This is a genomic window from Mesorhizobium sp. M0239 (genome assembly GCF_040321815.1).
Lineage (GTDB): Bacteria > Pseudomonadota > Alphaproteobacteria > Rhizobiales > Rhizobiaceae > Mesorhizobium.
Window position 1 is genome coordinate 1 of sequence record NZ_JAMYSG010000096.1, and the last position, 1,247, is coordinate 1,247.

1 protein-coding gene and 1 pseudogene are annotated in these 1,247 nt (G+C 65.3%); one reads left to right on the forward strand and one right to left on the reverse strand.

What is annotated here, in order from left to right; all coding sequences use genetic code 11:
* The coding region (locus tag NKI99_RS33730; protein ID WP_352613744.1) for a transposase at positions 1-494 on the forward strand (494 nt) is incomplete at its 5' end.
* 343 nt (positions 495-837) lie between these two features.
* On the opposite strand, the pseudogene NKI99_RS33735 reads toward NKI99_RS33730, so the two are convergent.
* Positions 838-1,247: pseudogene (locus tag NKI99_RS33735) on the reverse strand (IS66 family transposase); the annotation flags it as partial.

The following is a 1,247-nucleotide window of genomic DNA, read 5'->3' on the forward strand; positions in this document are numbered from 1 at the left end:
CCGGCGATGGCCGCGCCCTGCCGGCCCGCATGAAGGCCCAGATCGGCCGCGAACTTGACCGTCTCGAATTGCTGCTCGGCCAGATCAAGGCGGTGGAGGCCGAGCGCGACGCGCTGCTCGCCGCGACGGCCGTGGACGCCTCGACGCCGGCGGCGATGTTGCTCAAGCTGAAGGGCATCGGGCCGGAATTCGCGACGATCCTCCACGCCGAAGGGCTGTTCCGGCATTTCAACAACCGCAGGCAGGTGGCCGCCTACGCGGGACTGGCACCTTCCCCATGGAAGAGCGGCACGATCGATCACGAACAAGGCGTGTCGAAGGCAGGCAATCCGCGGCTGCGAACGACGATGGTCGAGCTTGCCTGGCTGTGGCTGCGCCATCAGCCGGCCTCGGGCCTGGCCCGCTGGTTCAGCGAACGGGTGGCGCGCAACGGCGGCCGCCTCAAGAAGGCGATGATCGTCGCGCTCGCCCGCAAGCTGCTGGTGGCGCTGTAGAAATACGCGACCGCCGGCGTCGTCATCGAGGGAGCGCTCATGAAAACCGCATGATCGCTTCCATCACCCTTTTCCTCCCATTCCGCAAAGGCCTGATCAGCCTTTCGGATCCAGGTGGGCGAACCGAAAATATGCATGGCCTCAACAGCCGATCGGCAGAATGGTTTCGTCTTCCTGAGCCTGCGCCCGCCGCAAGCGGGATATTGGTGCTGCCGCCAGGAGCGGCGACCGCATGTGAGGTGGATGAGGCCCGGCGACCGGGCCGCGTCACGTGATCGGGCTCAGACCTTGGACCGTGCGAAGGAGGAAAATCACACTTGACCATGTAATCCCCATGTGAGGGATATTTGGGCCGGCGCGCACGACGATCACACGCAGCTGCGCCGGAACGATGTCGAGCCGCTCGCTCACGTCCTCACCGATCCGATGCAAGCCATTGCGGCAGCCCGGACAGGCATGGCCCTCGATGTCGACGACCATTTCCACCCGCGGCAGATGGGGTGGCAACGCGCCGCGGTTTGTCCGGCGCTTCCTGGCGCGCTCCAGACGCTCTGCGGGAGATGCTTGTTCATTCTCTTCCTCGTCGGCGGCCTCGATCTGCTCGGCCTCTTCGAGCCCCAGCAGCAACTGATCCTCGGGAAGCGTCTCAGCTCTTCGGCCGAAGCGGTGACGCTGCAATTCCTTGATGATCTGGATCAGCCGGGCGTTCTCGACGTCGCGCGCCAGAACCATCGCCTTCAGCGCGTCCGGATC